This is a genomic window from bacterium (assembly GCA_019637795.1).
In the GTDB taxonomy this organism is placed as follows: domain Bacteria; phylum Desulfobacterota; class Binatia; order HRBIN30; family CADEER01; genus JAHBUY01.
Map to the genome: position 1 here is coordinate 1,099,639 of JAHBUY010000001.1, position 18,362 is coordinate 1,118,000.

At 71.5% G+C, this 18,362-nt stretch carries 14 protein-coding genes; 4 read left to right on the plus strand and 10 right to left on the minus strand.

What is annotated here, in order from left to right:
- Positions 1 to 64: 64 nt before the first annotated feature.
- The 6 genes from KF840_04670 to KF840_04695 all read right to left on the minus strand — a co-directional run bounded on the left by KF840_04670 (position 65) and on the right by KF840_04695 (position 11,097).
- The gene (locus KF840_04670) at positions 65 to 1,342 is read right to left on the minus strand and encodes an ISNCY family transposase (protein ID MBX3024186.1); all 1,278 of its coding nucleotides are present in this window, start codon (positions 1,340 to 1,342) and stop codon (positions 65 to 67) included.
- Positions 1,343 to 1,514: 172 nt separating this feature from the next.
- Positions 1,515 to 2,966, minus strand: coding sequence for an efflux transporter outer membrane subunit (locus KF840_04675; GenBank protein ID MBX3024187.1), 1,452 nt, complete (start codon positions 2,964 to 2,966; stop codon positions 1,515 to 1,517).
- Positions 2,963 to 6,091, minus strand: a complete 3,129-nt coding sequence (locus tag KF840_04680) for a multidrug efflux RND transporter permease subunit (protein MBX3024188.1) — start codon at positions 6,089 to 6,091, stop codon at positions 2,963 to 2,965. The genes KF840_04675 and KF840_04680 overlap by 4 nt, the downstream gene beginning before the upstream one ends.
- A 94-nt stretch (positions 6,092 to 6,185) precedes the next feature.
- A complete protein-coding gene (locus KF840_04685) occupies positions 6,186 to 9,278 on the minus strand; it encodes a multidrug efflux RND transporter permease subunit (GenBank protein MBX3024189.1) in 3,093 nt (1,030 codons plus the stop codon).
- Entirely contained in the window at positions 9,275 to 10,450 is a 1,176-nt protein-coding gene (locus KF840_04690; protein MBX3024190.1) for an MdtA/MuxA family multidrug efflux RND transporter periplasmic adaptor subunit, read from the minus strand. Before KF840_04690 ends, KF840_04685 begins: the two co-directional genes overlap by 4 nt.
- Entirely contained in the window at positions 10,432 to 11,097 is a 666-nt protein-coding gene (locus KF840_04695; GenBank protein MBX3024191.1) for a CerR family C-terminal domain-containing protein, read from the minus strand. Before KF840_04695 ends, KF840_04690 begins: the two co-directional genes overlap by 19 nt.
- Positions 11,098 to 11,235: 138 nt before the next feature.
- On the opposite strand from KF840_04695, the gene KF840_04700 reads away from it, so the two are divergent.
- Positions 11,236 to 11,757: a hypothetical protein gene (locus KF840_04700; GenBank protein ID MBX3024192.1), complete on the plus strand. Its 522-nt coding sequence runs from the start codon at positions 11,236 to 11,238 to the stop codon at positions 11,755 to 11,757.
- Positions 11,758 to 11,815: 58 nt separating this feature from the next.
- Here KF840_04700 and KF840_04705 read toward each other — a convergent pair whose 3' ends face one another.
- The 3 genes from KF840_04705 to KF840_04715 form a co-directional block, all read right to left on the minus strand.
- Positions 11,816 to 12,604 carry a glucose 1-dehydrogenase gene (locus tag KF840_04705; protein MBX3024193.1) on the minus strand — a complete coding sequence of 263 codons (789 nt, stop codon included), beginning with the start codon at positions 12,602 to 12,604 and terminating at the stop codon, positions 11,816 to 11,818.
- Between the two features lie 83 nt (positions 12,605 to 12,687).
- The gene (locus KF840_04710) at positions 12,688 to 13,437 is read right to left on the minus strand and encodes an ATP-dependent Clp protease proteolytic subunit (GenBank protein ID MBX3024194.1); all 750 of its coding nucleotides are present in this window, start codon (positions 13,435 to 13,437) and stop codon (positions 12,688 to 12,690) included.
- Positions 13,438 to 13,497: 60 nt separating this feature from the next.
- Complete coding sequence (locus KF840_04715) at positions 13,498 to 14,307, minus strand: crotonase/enoyl-CoA hydratase family protein (protein ID MBX3024195.1); 810 nt, start codon at positions 14,305 to 14,307, stop codon at positions 13,498 to 13,500.
- A 114-nt stretch (positions 14,308 to 14,421) separates the two neighbouring features.
- Between KF840_04715 and KF840_04720 the strand changes: the two genes are divergently transcribed.
- The 3 genes from KF840_04720 (at position 14,422) to KF840_04730 (ending at position 17,777) form a co-directional block, all read left to right on the plus strand.
- Positions 14,422 to 15,609 carry a beta-lactamase family protein gene (locus tag KF840_04720; protein MBX3024196.1) on the plus strand — a complete coding sequence of 396 codons (1,188 nt, stop codon included), beginning with the start codon at positions 14,422 to 14,424 and terminating at the stop codon, positions 15,607 to 15,609.
- A gap of 70 nt (positions 15,610 to 15,679) precedes the next feature.
- Entirely contained in the window at positions 15,680 to 16,105 is a 426-nt protein-coding gene (locus KF840_04725) for an SRPBCC family protein (GenBank protein MBX3024197.1), read from the plus strand.
- A gap of 37 nt (positions 16,106 to 16,142) precedes the next feature.
- Positions 16,143 to 17,777 (plus strand): Na/Pi cotransporter family protein, encoded by a 1,635-nt coding sequence (locus KF840_04730; protein MBX3024198.1) that lies wholly within the window; start codon positions 16,143 to 16,145, stop codon positions 17,775 to 17,777.
- A gap of 90 nt (positions 17,778 to 17,867) precedes the next feature.
- Here the strand turns inward: KF840_04730 and KF840_04735 are convergent, their stop codons facing one another.
- Positions 17,868 to 18,257, minus strand: a complete 390-nt coding sequence (locus KF840_04735) for a hypothetical protein (protein ID MBX3024199.1) — start codon at positions 18,255 to 18,257, stop codon at positions 17,868 to 17,870.
- Between the last annotated feature and the right edge of the window lie 105 nt (positions 18,258 to 18,362).

The window sequence follows — 18,362 nt, forward strand, 5'->3', positions numbered from 1 at the left end:
GCGCTGTCGCTGCTCAGTGATTCTGTCCGCCCTCAACTGCTCAGTGATTCCGTCCCCCCGGGGTTCATCGTGGTGGTGACGGGATCATGTCGGTGGGGGAAACGGAAGGAGCCCGCAGGGCGACTGGAGTTTTCCCCACCGAGGCGGCGCTCGGCGGCCGCCGCCGCCGGCGCTTGAGCGTGCGGAGGGCGCCGGGCGAGGTGGCGGCGGCCGTGGCGATCACCGTGTCGCCGCCGTAGACGCGCCAGCTGCCGTCGAGGAGCTGGCGCACCTCGACGCGCGTCCCCGCATAGCTGCGCTTGCGCGGGCCGGGCGGGATGTCGAGGACCAGGCCGCCGATCCGCACGGTGTTGTCGTTCAGCACGGTCGCCTCGTACTGGAAGCTGCAGATCCGGCTCAGATCGGTCCCCCGTCGCACCGGCCGCCACGCCGGGGTGGCCTCGGCCGGGGGAATGGCAAACCGCTGGTTGTGCTCCGCCCGAAAGGCCTCCAGCACGGCATTGGCCTCCTCCACGGTCGTGGCCCCCACCAACCGGAGCTCGGAGACCAACCGATCCTGCAGCGTGCCCCACAGCCGCTCCACTCGGCCCTTCGCCTGCGGCGACAGCGCGTAGATCACCTCAATCTCCAAGGCCGCGAGCGCCCGGCCCACCTGCGTCGGGTCTTGGACCCCGCGTAACTCCTCTTCCAGCGTCCAGTGCGCGTCGTTGCGCTTCAGGCTCCCGTGCCGATCCATGTAGGCGCTGTACGGAAGTCCTTTCGCCTCCGCGATCGCTCGCAGCACCCGCAGGTACCCTGCCGCGCACTCCTGCTCCACGAACGACGCCCCAGGCAGCAGCTCGCCGGTCGCGTCATCGATCGCTCCCATCAGGCACAGCATCGGCCCGCGCCCCTCGAGCCACTCGTGTCGGCTGCCGTCCCAGAGGATCATCAACCCCGCCTGCGGTTTGCGGTCTCTGCGCCGGCGGTGTTTCGGGGCGCGCCGCCGGCGCGGCGGCCCGATGCCCGCCGCGCGCAGCAGCCGCTGCACGCTGGCCCGAGAGACCTTGACCCCTTCCACGTCCCCCAGCTTCTCGGTGAAGTGCTGGTCGTTGAACCCGTCGTACTTCTTGCGCCGCAGCTCCAGGATCTGCTCCCGCACCGCTTCCCCCAAGCGGTGCTTCGGCGCCCGCCCCGTGTTCCCGTGCTGCACTCCTTTCGCCCCACGCCGCCCCACCGCCCGCCGCAGCCGTCGCACCTGCCGCTTCGACAGTCCCAGCACCTCCGCCGCTTCTCCCACCGTCAGCGCCCCTCGCTCGATCCGCTCCACGGCGTCCAGCCGCTTCCATTGCCGCTTGCTCATCCTCTCCATCCCTCCTTCTTTGCCGCGGAGGGGCGGACATTTTCACTGAGCAGTTAGGCGGACAAAATCACTGAGCTTCAACATACACCGTCGCGGCGCGCCGCGGATTCCCGACCCCGGAATCACACGGAAGCTGCGGCAGACCGGCATCACTCGCCGCGGTGACGGCTCTTCACTCCTCCGCCACGAGCTGCTTCGGCGTCGGCAGCGTCGAGGCGTCCCAGCCGCCGCCCAACGCCTGGATGAGCTGGACGCTGGCGAGCATGCGGCGGCCGCGGACGTCGTTGGCGGTGCGCTCGTTGTTGAGCGCGGCCGCCTGGGTGACGACGACGTCGAGGTAGCTGGCGTTGCCTTCCTTGTAGCGGTTGGTGGTCAGCGCCACCGACTCGCGGGCGGCGGCGACGGCGGCGGCGGTGACGGTCGCCTCCTGCTCGAGGATGCGCAGCGCCGCCAGGTTGTCCTCGACCTGCTGGAAGGCGGTCAGCACGCTCTGCCGGTAGCCGGCGACGGTGTTGTCGTACTGGGCGCGCGCGGCCGCGGTCTGCGAGGCGCGGTAGCCGCCGTCGTAGATGGTCTCCGAGATCGTCGGACCGACGGAGAAGAAGCGGCTCGGCCAGGTGAACCACTGGTCGATGTGCGAGCTCTCGAAGCCGCCCGAGGCGCTGAGGGTGACCGTCGGATAGTAGGCGGCGATGGCGACGCCGATCTGCGCGTTGGCGGCCGCCATCGCGCGCTCGGCGGCGGCGACGTCGGGGCGCCGCTCGAGCAGTTGCGAGGGCACGCCGACCGGAATCGCCGGCGGCTCGGCGTCGAGCGGCATCGGCGGCAGCGAGAAGCGGGCCGGCGGCTCGCCCATCAGCACCGCGATGGCGTGCTCGAGCGCGGCGCGCTGGACGCCGAGGTCGATCGCCTGGGCGCGCGTGCTCTCCAGTTGCGTCTGCGCCTGGGCGATGTCGTCGCGGGAGGCGATGCCGCCCTCGTAGCGGCTCTGGGTGAGCTTCAGCGAGCGCTCGAAGACGGCGATGCTGTCGTCGAGGATGGCGCGGTCGGCGTCGACGCTGCGCAACTGGAAGTAGTCGGCCGCCAGCTCGGCCTGCAGGCTGAGGCGGGCCGACTCGACGTCGGCGGCGGAGGCCTGGGCGCTGGCCTCGCTCGACTCGACGTTGCGGCGGATGCGGCCCCAGACGTCGAGCTCCCACCCGATGCTGACCGGCATGGCGTAGTCGGAGACGTTGGTCCCCGAGCCGCCGAGGTTGTTGTGCAGCGTGCCCGACTGGTGCGAGCGGCTGAACGACAGCCCCACCGCGGCCTGGGGGAAGAACGCCGAGCGCGCCGAGCCGACCAGCGCCCGCGCCTGGCGGAACTGCGCCTCGGCGGCGAGCAGGTTCTGGTTCGACACGCTCACCCGCTCCACCAGCGCGCCGAGCTGGGGATCGCCGTACACCTCCCACCAGGCGCCGCGCTGGATGGCGTCCGCCGGCGCGGCGGACTTCCAGGTCTCGTTCTCCTTGAAGGCGTCGGTCATCGGCGCGGCCGGCCGCTGGTAGTCGGGGCCCACCGCGCAGCCGGCGAGCCACAGCAGCGACAGCGCGAGCAGCGCGTGCGTCGAGCGCGGCGTGGTCATGCTCCGGTTCCGTGTCCGAGCTGGAGCGCCAGGCGGCGGGTGACGGCGGCGCGCGCGCGGCCGACCCAGAGGCGCAGGCGCTCGAGGTAGAGGTAGATCACCGGCGTCGTGTAGAGCGTCAGCGCCTGGCTGACGATGAGGCCGCCGACGATGGCGAGGCCGAGCGGGCGGCGCAACTCGCCGCCGACGCCGTGCCCCACCGCCAGGGGCAGGGCGCCGAACAGCGCCGCCATGGTGGTCATCATGATGGGGCGGAAGCGCAGGACGCAGGCCTTCTCGATCGCCGCCGCCGGCGTCAGGCCGCCGGTGCGCTCCGCCTCGAGGGCGAAGTCGATCATCATGATCGCGTTCTTCTTGACGATGCCGATCAGCAGCAGGATGCCGATCAGCGCCATCACGCTGAGGTCGATGCCGAAGAGCAGCAGCGCGGCGATGGCGCCGACGCCCGCCGACGGCAGGGTGGAGAGAATCGTGATCGGGTGGACGTAGCTCTCGTAGAGGATGCCGAGGACGATGTAGACGGTGACCAGCGCGGCGAGGATGAGCAGCGGCTGGTGGTTGATCGACGACTGATAGGCCTGCGCCGTGCCGGCGAAGCTGCCGCGGATGTCGTTCGGCAGGCCGATCTCGCGCGTGGCCGCCTCGATCGCCTGCACCGCGTCGCCGAGGGCGACGCCGGCGGCGAGGTTGAACGACAGGGTCACGGCCGGGAACTGGCCCTGGTGGTTGACGGCGAGGGTGGTCGAGTCGGTCACGTAGTGCGCCAGCGCGCTGAGCGGCACCTGCCGCCCGTCGTCCGAGCGCACGTAGAGGGTCTCGAGCGACTCCGGGTGCTGCCAGTGTTCCGGCGCCAGCTCGAGGATGACGTGGTACTGGTTGAGGTCGCCGTAGATGATCCCCACCTGGCGCTGGCCGAAGGCGTCGTTCAGCGTGTCGTCGATGCGCTGCGGCGAGACGTGCAGGCGGGCGGCGGTGTCGCGGTCGACGACCAGCGTCGCCTGCAGGCCCGCGTCCTGCTGGTCGCTGTTGAGATCGGTGATCTGCGGCAGGTGACGCAGGCGCTCGGCGACCTTCGGCGCCCAGGCCGCGAGCTCGTCGAAACGCTCGCCCTGCAGGGTGTACTGGTAGAGCGCGTTGCCCAGGCGGCCGCCGATGCGCAGGTCCTGGATCGGCTGCAGGAAGGTCTGCGCGCCGGCCACCTTCGCCAGCTTCGGGCGCAGGCGGGTGATGACGTCCTCGGCGCTGTCGCTGCGCTGGTCGAATGGCTTGAGGCCGATGAAGAGGCGGGCGGTGTTCTTGGCCGAGCCGCGTCCGGCGCCGCCGCCGCCGGTGAACGCCATGACGCTGTCGATGGCGGGATCCTCGCCGATGATGCGGGCGACCTCGCGCAGGCTCTTGAACACGCTCTGGAACGAGACATCCTGGCTCGCCTGCAGCGCCCCGGTGAGGCGGCCGGCGTCCTCCTCCGGGAAGAAGCCCTTCGGCACGATCGCGAAGAGGCCGGCGGTGACGGCGACGGTGAGGACGGTGAGCGCCAGGATCGTGCGCGGGTGGCGCAGCGCCCAGCGCAGGCTGCGGTCGTAGACGCGCAGCACGGCGTTGACGGCGCGCGTGCTCAGGCCCGGCGCGCGCGCCTGGGACGGCCCGTGGCGGCGAAGGAGGGCCGCGCACATCGCCGGCGTCGTGGTGAGGGACACCAGCAACGAGATGACGATCGCCACCGAGAGCGTCACCGCGAGCTCGCGGAACAGGCGCCCCACCATGCCGCCCATCAGCAGGATGGGGATGAAGACGGCGATCAGCGAGGCGCTCATCGACAGCACGGTGAAGGTGATCTCGCGCGCGCCCTGCATCGCCGCCTGGCGCGGCGCCATGCCGTCCTCGATGTGGCGGCTGATGTTCTCCAGCACGACGATGGCGTCGTCGACCACGAAGCCGGTGGCGATGGTCAGGGCCATCAGCGACAGATTGTCGAGGCTGTAGTCGAGCAGGTACATCACCCCGGCGGTGCCGAGCAGCGACACCGGCACCGCCACGCTGGGGATCAGCGCCGCGCGCGCGTTGCCGAGGAAACAGAACACGACGACGATGACCAGGACGACGGCGGTGAGCAGGGCGCGCTCGACGTCGCGCAGCGAGGCGCGGATCGGCGGCGAGCGATCGAGCAGCAAGTGCATGTCGACCGCCGCCGGCAGCGACGCCTGGAGCTGCGGCATGACCTCGTTCACCCGCTCGACGGTCTCGATGATGTTGGCGCCCGGGCTGCGGAAGAGCACCAGCAGCACCGCCGGCTTGTTGTTGGCGACGCCGGCGGTGAAGAGGTCCTCGGTGCCGTCCTCGACGGTGGCGACGTCGGACAGGCGCAGCACCGCGCCGTCGCTGCCGTGCAGGATGAGCGGACGGAACCCGGCGGCGTCGTCGAGCTGGTCGTTGGTCTCGATCTGCCAGCGCCGGGCGCCCGCCTGCAGCTCGCCCTTGGGTCGCCGCAGGTTGCTGGCGCGCAGCGCGGCGCGCACGTCCTCGAGCCCGAGGCCGTAGCGGCTGAGCGCCGACGGGTTGACGTCGACGCGCACCGCCGGCAGCGAGCTGCCGCCGACGAACACCTGGCCGACGCCCTGGATCTCCGAGAGGCGCTGCTGCAGCACCGTGGAGGTGATGTCGTAGAGCCTGCCGATCGGGATGGTGTCGGAGGTGATGCCGTAGATCAGGATCGGCGCGTCGGCCGGATTCACCTTGCGGTAGGTCGGGTTGGCCGGGAGGTTCGAGGGCAGATTGCCGCGCGCCGCGTTGATCGCCGCCTGCACGTCGCGCGCGGCGCCGTCGATGTTGCGGTCGAGGTCGAACTGCAGGACGATCGACGTCGAGCCGAGGAAGCTGGTCGACGTCATGTCGGTGATGCCGGCGATGCGGCCGAACTGGCGCTCGAGCGGCGCCGCCACCGAGGTCGCCATCGTCTCCGGGCTCGCGCCCGGCAGCGCCGCCGAGACCTGGATGGTGGGGAAGTCCACCTGCGGCAGCGCCGCCACCGGCAACATGCGGAAGCCGATGATCCCCGCCAGCGCCACCGCGATGGTGAGCAGCGTGGTGGCGACCGGTCGGCGGATGAAGGGTGCCGAGAAATTCATCTCTCAGAGGGCCACGAAGAACACGAATGGCCACGAAGAACACAAAGGCTTTTGTGCCCTTCGTGGTCCTTCGTGTTCTTCGTGGATTCCTTGTTCATGGGGTTTCCGTCGCCGGCATCGCCACGCGACGTGCACGGGCCGCCAGTCGATCGAACGCGAGGTAGACGACGGGGGTGGTGTAGAGCGTCAGGGCCTGGCTGACGAGGAGTCCGCCGACGATGGCGATGCCGAGCGGGCGGCGCAGCTCGGCGCCGGTGCCGCGGCTGAGGGCGAGGGGGAGGGCGCCGAGCAGCGCCGCCATGGTGGTCATCATGATCGGGCGGAAGCGGAGCAGGCAGGCCTCGTAGATCGCGTCCTCGGGCGACTTGCCGCCGCCGCGCTCCGCCTCGAGGGCGAAGTCGATCATCATGATGGCGTTCTTCTTGACGATGCCGATCAGCAGGATGATGCCGATGACGGCGATGATGCTGAGGTCCATGCCGAACGCCATCAGCGCCAGGATGGCGCCGACGCCGGCCGAGGGCAGGGTCGAGAGGATGGTGACGGGATGGATGTAGCTCTCGTAGAGGATCCCGAGCACCAGGTAGACGCTGACCAGCGCCGCGAGGATGAGCAGCGGCTCGTTGGCGAGCGCGGCGCGGAAGGCCTGGGCGGCGCCCTGGAAGCTGCCGCGGATGCTGGGGGGCACGCCGACCGTCTCCAGTGACGCCTCGACCGCGCGCACCGCGTCGCCGAGCGCGGCGCCGGGGGCGAGGTCGAACGACAGCGTCACCGCCGGGAACTGTCCCTGGTGCGCGATCGACAGCGGCGCGGTGGTCTCCTCGAGGTGGGTGACGGCGTTGAGCGGCACCTGGCCGCCGCTGCCGCTCGCGAGGTACAGCGCGTCGAGGGCGTCGGGGCGCTGGAAGTCGGGGGCGACCTCGAGCACCACCCGGTACTGGTTGAGCTGGGTGAAGATGGTCGAGATCTGGCGCTGGCCGAAAGCGTCGTAGAGCGTATCGTCGATGTACTGCGGGGTGATGCCGAGGCGCGAGGCGGTGTCGCGGTCGATGCGCAGCAACGCCTGCAGCCCGTCGTCCTGCTGGTCGCTGCTGACGTCGCGCAGCTCGGGCCGCCGGCGCAGCTCCTCGACCAGGAGCGGCGTCCAGCGCCGCAGCGCCTCGGGGTCGGCGCCCTCCAGGCTGTACTGGAACTGGGTGCGGGTGATGCGATCCTCGACCGTCAGGTCCTGCACCGGCTGCAGGTAGAGCTTGACGCCCGGCACCGCCTCGAGCCGCGGCGTCAGGCGGCGGATGACGGTGGTGGCGTCCACCCCGCGCTCGGCGAGCGGCTTGAGGTTGATGAGCAGGCGGCCGCTGTTGAGGGTGGTGTTGATGCCGTCGATGCCGATGAACGACGACAGGCTGGCGACGGCGGGATCCTCGAGGATCACCTTCGCCAGCGCCTGCTGGCGCGCGGCCATGGCGGCGAAGGACACCGACTGCGGCCCTTCCGAGATGCCGAGGATGACGCCGGTGTCCTGGATGGGAAAGAAGCCCTTGGGCACGATCGCGTAGAGCACGACGGTGAGGATCAGCACCGCCACGGCGACCAGCAGGGTGGCGCGCTGGCGCGCCAGGACCCAGCGCAGGCTGCGCGCGTAGGCGTCGATGACGCGGGCGAAGAACGCCTCCGAGGCGCGGTAGAAGCGGCCCTGCTGCGCCGCCGGCGTGTGGCGCAGCAGGCGGGCGCACATCATCGGCGTCAGGGTCAGCGACACCACCGCCGAGATGAGGATGGTGACGCCGAGGGTGACGGCGAACTCGCGGAACAGGCGGCCGACGACGTCGCCGAGGAAGAGCAGCGGGATCAGCACCGCGATCAGCGACACGGTGAGCGAGAGGATGGTGAAGCCGATCTCGGCGGCGCCCGCGAGCGCGGCGGCGCGCGGCGCCCTCCCCTGCTCGATGTAGCGGGAGATGTTCTCGATCATCACGATGGCGTCGTCGACGACGAAGCCGGTCGCGATGGTGAGCGCCATCAACGAGAGATTGTTGAGGCTGTAGCCGAGCAGGTACATGACGCCGAAGGTGCCGACCAGGGACAGCGGCACGGCGACGGCGGGAATGGCGGTGGCGGCGAGGTGGCGGAGAAAGACGAAGATCACCGCCACCACCAGCACCACCGAGAGCATGAGCTCGAATTGCACGTCCTCGACCGAGGCGCGGATGGTGGTGGTGCGGTCGGTGAGGATGCTGAGGGTCACCGCCGACGGCAGGCTGTGCTGAAGCTGCGGCAGCAGGCGGGTGATGCGGTCCACCACCTCGATGACGTTGGCGCCCGGCTGGCGCTGGATGTTGACGATCACCGCCGGGGTCTCGTTCATCCACGCCGCCTGGCGCAGGTTCTCGGCGTCGTCGGCCACCTCGGCGACGTCGGAGAGCCGCACCGGCGCGCCGTTGCGCTGGGCGATGATCAGCGGCCGGTAGTCGGCGCTCGACAGGAGCTGGTCGTTGGCGCCGATGACGTACGACTGGCGCGGGCCGTCGAAGCTGCCCTTGGCCTGGTTGACGTTGGCGGCGGCGACCGCGGCGCGCAGGTCCTCCAGCGTCAGGCCGTAGGCGGCGAGCGCGGTCGGGTTGGCGCGGATGCGCACGGCGGGGCGCTGGCCGCCGGAGAGGCTGACCAGGCCGACGCCCGGCAGCTCGGCGATCTTCTGCGCCAGGCGGGTGTCGGCGAGGTCCTCGACCTGCGGCAGCGGCAGCGTCGCCGAGGTCAGCGCCAGGGTGAGGACCGGCGCGTCGGCGGGGTTCACCTTGCTGTACACCGGCGGCGTCGGCAGGTCCTTGGGCAGGAAGGTGAAGGCGGCATTGATGGCGGCCTGCACCTCCTGCTCGGCGACGTCGAGGCTGAGGTCGAGGCTGAACTGCAGCGTGATGAGCGAGCTGCCGCTCGAGCTCATCGACGTCATCTGCGTCAGCCCCGGCATCTGGCCGAACTGACGCTCGAGCGGCGCGGTGACCGACGACGCCATCACGTCCGGGCTGGCGCCCGGATAGAAGGTGACCACCTGGATCGTCGGGTAGTCGACCTGCGGCAGCGCCGACACCGCGAGCTGGCGGTAGGCCACCCCCCCAGCGAGCAGGATCGCCACCATCAGCAGCGTGGTGGCGACCGGGCGCTCGATGAAGAGGCGCGACGGGTTCATGTGCCCGCCTTCGGCGATTCGTCGGTGGGCGTGCGCAGGCTGACGGCGCGGCCGGCGCGCAGGGCGTCGGCGCCGTCGACCACGACCAGCTCGCCCGGCGTCAGCCCGTGGGCGATCGCGGTGTCGTCGCCGTCGTCGTCGCCGAGCGTCACCGGTCGTACCTCGGCCGTCTGGTCGGCCTTGACGACGTAGACGAAGGGGCCCTGGCTGCCGCGCTGCACGGCGGCGGTCGGCACCAGGGTGACGCCGCGCCGCAGGTCGAGGAGCAGGCGGGCGTTGACGAACTGGTTGGGGAACAGCGCGCCGTCATCGTTCGGGAACTGCGCCTTGAGGCGCACCGTGCCGGTGCTCGGGTCGACGGCGTTGTCGAGCGTCAGCAAGCTGCCGGTGGCGAGCAGCGTGCGCTTGCCGCGGTCGTACGCCTCCACCGGCAACTCGGCGCCGGCGCGCACCTTCTCGAGCACCGGCTGCAGGCTGTCCTCCGGGATGGTGAAGACGACGCCGATCGGGCTCATCTGGGTGATCACCACCAGGCCTCCGGCGTCGGCGGCGTGCACCATGTTGCCGGGATCGACCAGGCGCAGGCCGAGCCGACCGCTGATCGGCGCGGTGATGCGCGCATAGGTGAGCTGCAACTGGGCGTTGTCGACCTGCGCCTGATCGGCCTGCACGACGCCCTGGTACTGCCGCACCAGTGCCTGCTGGGTGTCGAGCTGCTGATGCGGGATCGAGTCCTCGGCGACCAGGCGCTTGTAGCGAGCCAGGTCGACGTTGGCGTTGGCGAGCAGCGCCTGGTCGCGCGCCAGTTGTCCCTGCGCCTGCTCGAGCTGCACCTGGAACGGTCGCGGATCGATCTCGGCCAGCAGGTCGCCGGCCTGGACCATCTGCCCTTCCTCGAAGTGCACCCGCATGAGCTGACCGTCGACGCGGCTGCGGACGGTGACGCTGGCCAGCGGCGTCACCGTGCCGATGCCATCCAGGGTCACCGGCAGATCGCCCCGCCGCGCCGCGACGGCGACCACCGGCGCCGGCGGCGCGACGCGCGGCGCGCCGGCCGCCGGCGCCGACTGACGGGTGACGGCGAGGGCGTAGGCGGCGAGCGCCAGCACGGCCAGCGCCGGCAGCAGCAGCCAGCGGCGGCGGAGAAGAGCGGTCAGGCGTCGGTTCGGCATGGGGCGCGCTTTCCGTCGCCGCCGGCGCCGCGCAGCCCGGCGATCGCCGCCAGCGAGAAGCGGGTGACGTGATCGGCGATGCGCTGGAGCTCCTGCGCCGGCGCGAGCTCCGGGTAGAGGCGCGCCACGATCGGCGCGCAGTTGCGGTAGAACACGCACTGGGAGACGACGCTCAGGACGCACAGGTTGACCGTCTCGAGCGGCGCGTCGGCACCGACCAGCGTGCGGACGATGTCCGCGAGCTGCCGGTGATTGGCGCGCATGCGGTGTTGCACCAGGCGATCGAGCGCCGGCGTCGGGTCGATCATCTCGCGCGCCAGCAGGCGCGCGAACCACGCCGGTCGGTCGGCGTCGAGCAGGCGACCCAGGAAGGCGGTGACGAAGCTCCGCAACCGCGCGTCGGGTGGCCCGTCGGCGACCTCCTCCGGCGGGTGATCGCGAGTCGCCCGTTCCTCGGCGTACTCGAACACCGCCGCGTAGAGGCCCTGCTTGTCGCCGAAGTGGTAGTGGGCGGCGGCGATGTTGGCGCCGGCGCGCCGGCAGATGGTCTGGATGCGGGCGTTGCGGAAGCCGTCGGCGGCGAAGACCTCCGCCGCCGCCGCGAGCAGACGCTGTCGTGTCTGCGCCGATCGGGCAGCCTGCTTCATGGAATTCAAATGAACTTTTGAAATAGTCGATTGATAGTGTCAAGAGGGCCCCCGGACGCACGCTCCGGTTTTTCGACTTGACTGGGGTGGGTACGGCGTAGGAAGAGCGGCGGCATGACTCGGCGCATGACCTGCGGAATGACGATGGCGGTCCTGCTGCTCGCCGCGCTCGTGGGCGCGAATCCGGCGGCCGCCGCGACGTTGACCTACAGCGGCGACATCATGACCGATCTGCAGTACGACCTGTACACGGTCCCGCTGCAGGCTGGTCAGGTGATCACGGCGACCCTGGTGTGCGATGAGATCGCGCCCGGCGACCGCCCCCTCGATCCGGTGCTGAGCGTGTTCTTCCCCGGGGGCGACCCGTCGTCCATCGCCAGTGCCGACCTCTACAATGACGACGGCTTCGGGCAGGACGACGCCAACAACGGCGTCGAATGCAACAGCTTCGACAGCTCGCGGATCCGATTCCTGGTCCCCCAGACGGGCAACTACGTGTTTCGCGCCGACGGCTTCGGCAGCGCCACCGGTCCCTACACGTTGGACATCCTGATCGGCCCGCCGGTCGGAGCCCCGGCCCTCGACGCGCTCGGCATGGCGCTCGGCGTCCTGGCGCTGGCGGCGGTCGCCCTGTTGCAGGTCCGGCGCCTGCGCGCGTAGTCGCGTACCCCGCCTCGCCTCGACCCGGCGAGACGGGGTTGTTCGGGCCGCTGGCGCGTCAGATCGTCGGCGGCTCGAAGGGCCAGTTGGTGGCTTCGGTGCCGCCGTCGACCTCGAAGACCTTGCCGGTCACCCACCCCGCGGCCGGCGATGCCAGGTAGAGCGCCGCGATGGCGATGTCCTCGACCGTGCCGATGCGCCGCATCGGCGTCAGCGCTTCCATCCGGCCGCGCAGGTCGTCGTCGAGGAACGGCGCCAGGGCCGAGGTCTCGACGGCGCCGACGGCGATCGCGTTCACCCGCACCTTGGGCGCGAATTCCCGCCCCAGCTCGCGGGTCATGAACGACAACGCCGCCTTGGCGGTGCCGTAGGCGACGAAACCGGCCATCACCAGGCGCCCGGCGGCCGAGGAGATGTTGACGATGCTGCCGCCGCCGGCGCTCTCGAGCATCTTCGGCACCAGCAGGCGGGTGAGGAGGAAGGCGGAGGTGACGTTGAAGCGGAAGGCCTCCTCGAACATCGCCTCGCTGGTGTGGAGCGCCTCCATCGGCGGCGTGCCGCCGGCATTGTTGACCAGGATGTCGGCGCGGCCGAACGCCTGCATCGTGGCGGCGACCAGCGCCTCGAGGTCGGCGCGCTGCATGACGTCGCAGACCACCGGCAGCGCCTGCACGCCGTGCGCGCGCGCCTGCTCGGCGGTGGCCTCCACCTGCTCGCGGGTGCGCGCCGCTACCACCACGTTGGCCCCCTGCTCGGCGAACGCCAGCGCGCAGCCCTGGCCGATGCCGCGCCCGGCGCCGGTGACCACGGCGACCTTGCCATCGACACGAAAGCGATCGATCAGCATCACGGATCCTTTCAGCACAATCGCACACGGAGAGCGGAGCCGGACCAGCGCCCCCCGCGGCTCGGTTCGCGTCCGAAGTCCCCTCAGCGCCCGTCGGCGCGATGGCGCGGCACCGGCGGCGACGCCTCGGCGACGTTGCGGATGCGCAGCGGCTTGATCTCGTCGATCATCTTGAAGTCGAGCGCCTCCTGCGGCGAGAGGTAGTACTCCTCGCCGCCGACCATCGGGAACCAGGCATCGGGCAGCGCCGCGCGGCGGCGCCACACCCGCTCGTAGCGCTGGAGGGCGAGCCGCTCGTACGAGTACGACTGCTTGGTGTCCTCGTCGAGGCTGGCGTGGATCATCAGCACCGAATTCGGCGTCGCGTAGCGGCGGCCGGTGCCGGCGGTGAGGATGAGCGCGCCGGACGAGTAACAGCCGCCGATCGCCCAGGTGTTCACCGGCGCGTCGATGAGCTGCATGGCGTCGATGATGGTGAAGGCGCTGTCCACCCACCCGCCCTGGGTGGACAGGTAGAGGTCGATCGGCCGGTGCGGATCGAGGCTGTTCATGTACAGCAGCCGCCCGACGACGTCCTTGGCGGTGCGCTCGTTGATGTTCTCGGTCACCAGGATCTGGCGGCTGGCGATCATCGGGTCGTCGGGCCGCAACTGCAGGTTGGCGGGCACCGAGGAGAGGATCTGGTCGATCACCGGCTCGGCGATCGAGACCGGATCGGCGAGCGCGTCGTCGAGCGCGCGCAACGAGCGGATGATGTTGGCGACCGCCCCCGCGAGCACCAGCGCGACGACGGCGGCCGCGCCGATGAGGATCACACGCCAGCGGGGCGACATCTGCGTGCGTATGACCGAGCCGCCGGCGGGCTGCAAGGGGGGCTGCGAAGACGGCCGCTTTCAGGCCGGATCGCCGAACTTGGGCATCCGCTTCTGCAGATTGGCGCTGACCGCCTCGAGCTGGTTGGCCGAGCCGAGCAGGCCGCGCTGCAGCCGCGCCTCCAGCGCCAATCCCTCGGCCACCCCGAGCAGCGGCGCCTGGTTCAGCAGGCGCTTGCCGGCGCGGATCGCGTCCGGCGATTTCTCGGCGATCTCGCGCGCCATGGTCAGCGCGGTGGCGCGCGGATCGTCGGCCAGGCGGGTGACCAGGCCGAGGTTCAAGGCCTCGCGGCCCTCGACGATGCGGCCGGTGAAGGTCAGCTCCTTGGCCACGTCGAGCCGGATCAGGTGGCGCAGCGTCTGCGTGCCGCTCATGTCCGGGATCAGCCCCCACTTGATCTCCATCACCGAGAGGTGGACGTCCGGCGTCGCGAATCGCAGGTCGGCGGCGAGCGCGATCTGCAGGCCGCCGCCGAACGCCACGCCGTGCAGCGCGGCGATCACCGGCACCGGCACCTCGGTCCACACCCACGCCGCGTGCTGGGCGAGGTTCGCCGGGCTGTCGGCCTGCCGACGTTCGAGCAGCGGGGCGCCCGGATCACCGCCCTCGCCCGCCATCGCCATGAAACTGGCGAAGTCGAGCCCGGCGCAGAAAGCCCGTCCCTCGCCGGAGAGCACGATGGCGCGGAGGCTGCGGTCGGCGGCGAGCCGCAGCCCGGTTTCCACCAGCCCCTCGAACATCGCCCGATCGAGCGCGTTCATTTTCTCCGGCCGATTGAGCCGGACATCGGCGACGCCGTTGTCGATGGTGACCCGTACGCGATCGGTCATGCTGCCTCCTCGAACGCGCCCACAAAGAACACAAAGCGTCGCAAATGAACACCAAGGGGCCCCGCGGGAGGCTCGGTGTCCATTCGCCGGCGTTTGTGTTTCTGTGTGGCCTCCATGGTGCAGCTCCACGGGACGGTTCACCCCGACTTCTGGCCGGTGGCGCGGCGGCTGGCGAAGCAGCTCCGGGGCGGGCCGGGAGGCGCGGCGGTCTGCGTCTACCACCGCGGCGAGAGGGTGGTGGACATCTGGGGCGGCGCCCGCAACGCGGCGGGCGATCCGTGGCGGGAGGACACCCTGGCGGTGTCGTTCTCGACCACCAAGGGCGTCACCTCCACCGTCCTGCACGTGCTCGCCGACCGCGGCCTGGTCGACTACGACGAGCCGGTCGCCACGTACTGGCCGGAATTCGCCCAGGCGGGCAAGGAACGCATCACCGTCCGCCACCTGCTCTCGCACCGCGCCGGCCTCTACGACATCCGCCACCTCATCGACGACGCCGCGCGCATGCGCGACTGGGAGCACATGACCGAGGCGCTGGCGCGCGCCACGCCGGCGCTCGAGCCCGGCACGGCGAGCGCCTACCACGGCATCACCTACGGCTGGCTGGTCGGCGAGGTGGCGCGGCGCATCACCGGCAAGCGCTTCGCCGACGTCGTCCGCGACGAGCTCGCCGCGCCGCTGGAGCTCGACGGCCTGTACGTCGGGGCGCCGCCCGAGGCCGCGGCGCGCGCCGCCGAGCTGCTGGTGCCCGCGTCCGGCCGCCAGCGCATGGCGGACCTCGGCAACCGCCTCGAGCGCGCGCATCGCGTCATCGGCCGCTTCGTGCGCTACGACCTGCGCCGGGTCGCCGACGCGCTGCTCGCCCCGGGGGTGACCGACTTCCGCTGGGACGAGGCGGAGACGCTGGCGGCGTCGATCCCCGCCGCCAACGGCCTGTTCACCGCCCGCTCGCTGGCCAAGCTCTACGCCACGCTCGCCGCCGGCGGCGCCTTCAACGGCACGCGCCTGCTGTCGGCGCGCACCGTGGAGCGCGCCACCGAGGTGCAGACGCGCGGCATCGACCTCGTCGTCCCCTTCCCCATGCACTGGCGCCTCGGCTATCACCGCGCCGCCACCACCGCCGGCACGCCGCCGCGCGGCTTCGGCCACTACGGCTTCGGCGGCTCCGGCGCCTGGGGCGACCCCGATCGGCAACTGGCGATGGCCATGGTCCTGAACAGCGGCATCGGCACGCCGTTCGGGGACCTGCGCACGGCGCAGATCGGCGGCGTCGTCCTGCGCTGCGCCCGCCGACGCGGGTGAGCGCGCGGCCGACGCGCGCGCCCGCGAACCACGGTTGACACCCGCCCCCCTGCGTGATGGTCACGCCCGCATGCAGCACGTCGAGGTGCACCATCACTTCCGCGCCCCGATCGAGCGCGTCTGGGAGCGCTACACCGATCATGCGTCGTGGAGCGACTGGGCGGGCCTGGGGCGGGTGACCGTGGCGCGCCAGGGTGTGCCGGCGCCGAACGGCGTCGGATGCGTCCGCGAGTTCGCCGCCGGCGGCATGGGGCTGCAGGAGGAAGTGCTGACCTTCGAGGCGCCGCGCCGCATGACCTACCGGATCGCCCGCGGCGGCTGGCCGCTCGCCGACCACGCCGGCGAGGTGACGTTCGCGCCGCGCGACGGCGGCACCGATGTCACCTGGCGTTGCCACTTCCGCTGCCGCGCGCCCGGGCTCGGCGGCCTGGTGCGCATCGGCATCACCCGCGTCTTCCGCGCCGCCCTGCGCGGGCTCGAGCGCGACCTGGGATGAGGTCGACGCGCGCCGCCGCGGCCGCGCGCCGCGCCGCATGATCCGCGGCCTGCTCGAATTGGTCGGCGGCCTCGGCCTGCTGCTGTACGGCCTGCGCACCGCCTCCGAATCGCTGCAGGTGCTGTTCGGCGAACGGCTGCGCCGGCGCGTCGCCGCGGTGGGCGGCGGCCGCCGGGCGCAGTTCGAGATCGGAGTCGTCGCCGGCCTGGTCACCCAGTCGTCGGCGGCCGCCGCGGTGCGCATCGTCAGCTTCGTCAACGCCGGCCTGATGACCCTCGCCCAGGCGGCGAGCGTGCTCGTCGGCGCCAACCTCGGCGCCACGGTCTCCGCCCTCGTGCTGGCGCTGCCGGCGGGACCGATCGCGCTCGGACTGCTCGGCCTCGGCGCCGCCCTGCACCTCTTCGCCAGCCGCGAATCGGCGCGCTTCGCCGGCGCGCTGGCGATGGCCGCCGGCATGCTGTTCGTCGCCATCGGCTGGCTGGCGGACGGCTGGCGGGCGCTCGGGCCGCAGGCGCTGCCGCTCTGGATCCTGCAGCCGGACGTGGCCGGTCCGACCGCCTACCTCGCCGCCGCCCTGGCGGCGGCGCTGGCGACCGCGGCGCTGCAGTCGGCGATCGCCGCCATCGGGGTCGGCATCGCCCTCGCCACGGCGGGCGATCTCTCGCTGGCGGGGGCGGCGACGCTGGTGATCGGCGCCAACGTCGGAAGCTGCGTGACGGTGCTGCGCGCCGCCGCCCCAGCCAATGCCGACGGCCGCCGCGCGGCCGTCCTCGACATCCTGCTGAACGCATCCACCGGCATCGCGTTGCTCGTCCTCATCGGCCCCTGGGTGCACCTGCTGGCGATGCTGCCGAGCACGGCGCCGGACGGCATTGCCCGGCCGCTGCACCTCGCCGCCACCCACGCGGTCTTCAACCTGCTGCTGGCCGTGCTGTCGCTGCCGCTGCTGGCGCCGCTGCGTCTGCTCGCCGAGCGGCTCGTCGTCTCCTCGTACCGCGACCGCCCGGCGCTCCGCTACCTGCGCCAGAGCGTGGTCGAGGCGCCGGCGCTGGCGATCGAGCAGGCGCGCCTCCAGGTCCTCAACATGGCGGCCCTGACCATCGATGCGCTGCAACTGACGCGCATGCTGTACGCCGAGGTGCACACCCCGCAGGCGGAGCTGCGACGGCAGATTCTGGAGCGCGAGAAGGCCACCGACGCCATCCAGCACGAGGTGACGGTGTTCCTCGCCCGCGTCCTCACCGGCACCCTCAGCTCCGCCCAGAGCGACGAATGCCGGGCCCTGATCCGCGCCGCCGACGAGATCGAGAGCGTCGCCGACTACTGCGAGCGCCTCGCCAACTATCGCCGTCGCCTGATCCGCGAGGGCACGGCGTTCGACGACGGCAGCCTGCGCGACCTGCAGTCCTACCTGGAGCGCACCGGCGCGCTGTTCGAGGACGTCGTCGACCGCATCCGCCGCAACGAGGTCGCATGGCTCGAGGCGGTCGCCACCAAGGGCCAGTACCTGGCGACCGAGGCCGACACGCTGCGCGAGGCCAACCTGCATCGCCTGACCGCCCAGCGCATCGATCCCACGGCCGGCATCTTCTTCAACGACATGCTGGTGGCCATGCGCCGCATCCGCAACCACTCGCTCAATCTGGCCGAGGCGATGCTCGGCCAGAAGTGACCGCCGCCCCTGCCACCCCCCAAGCCCTCGTTCGCCCGAGAGCGGGCGGGAGCACGGGGAGGTGTCAGGAACGGCCCGCTCGCACGGGCCTCACTTGCAGGGGCAGGAGTCGTCCTTGTCGCCCTGCGCGACCCTCACCTCGAGCTCGTCGTTGAACTTCATGGTCCGGGCCGGAGCGCCGTCCCACAGGACGCACATCACCACCTTGCCGTCGTCGGGCTCGGAGTCGGCCTCCACCTTCAGCGTCTTGACGGTGGCGAACGGCGCCGGCACCGCGAAGGTGGTCTCCACGTCGTCGCTCTTCCAGTTCACCAGCTTGCGCTCGCTCTTGCCGTCGCCGACCTCGATCTCGATCGCCGACGCCTCGGTCTGACCGCGGCAGATGCGGATCTCCCAGCCCTTCTGGTCCGCGGCCAGCGCCGGGCCGCCGATGCAGAGCCCCAGCGCCACGGCGCCCGCCGTCCACGTCGATCGCTGCATGACCTCCCCCTTTCTCGCCGGCGACTTACTGCCGCGCCGCGAAGCGAGTCAAGCGAGCCTCGCGGCGCCCGGCGATCCGCCGGGGTGTTTGAACGAGCGAGGAGT